The following is a 398-nucleotide window of genomic DNA, read 5'->3' as shown; positions in this document are numbered from 1 at the left end:
AACTACATATGATATCTTGAATCACCCCAAATCTCTTAAGTATATCTTTGGTTGCCAATTTTCCATGACAAATCATTCATAAGTTCAGTATAGCTCTAGGCCTAACATTATTCTTACTGATCAAATGTCTCCAAGGCACCTGATTATTATCATCAATCAAGGCTTTGTACATGTCTTTCATAGAGAAATTACTGCCAGCCAACATTTTATCCCAAGTTTGAGCAACATGAGTAGTGATATCTCTTTGCTTCATGATATTATTGATCACCCAAGACCAATTAGTCCCTCCTATAGCATCCATCACATTACTACCTTTTAAGCAGTACATGTGAATCCATTTAACCAATAAGTTATTTGTTTTTCTACACAAGTTCCAGAGGCATTTCAGCATAGTAACC

At 35.2% G+C, this 398-nt stretch carries 1 protein-coding gene; it reads right to left on the bottom strand.

Translation table 11 applies throughout. From position 1 onward, the window contains the following. Positions 1-76: 76 nt before the first annotated feature. On the bottom strand, positions 77-398 hold a 322-nt coding region (locus VSR34_RS38890), incomplete at its 5' end, for a hypothetical protein (protein WP_342965298.1).

This window comes from Paraburkholderia sp. JHI2823, from assembly GCF_038900695.1.
GTDB lineage: Bacteria > Pseudomonadota > Gammaproteobacteria > Burkholderiales > Burkholderiaceae > Paraburkholderia > Paraburkholderia mimosarum.
The sequence above is the reverse complement of the archived record's forward strand: the minus strand, read 5'-3'. Positions and strand labels throughout refer to the sequence as shown.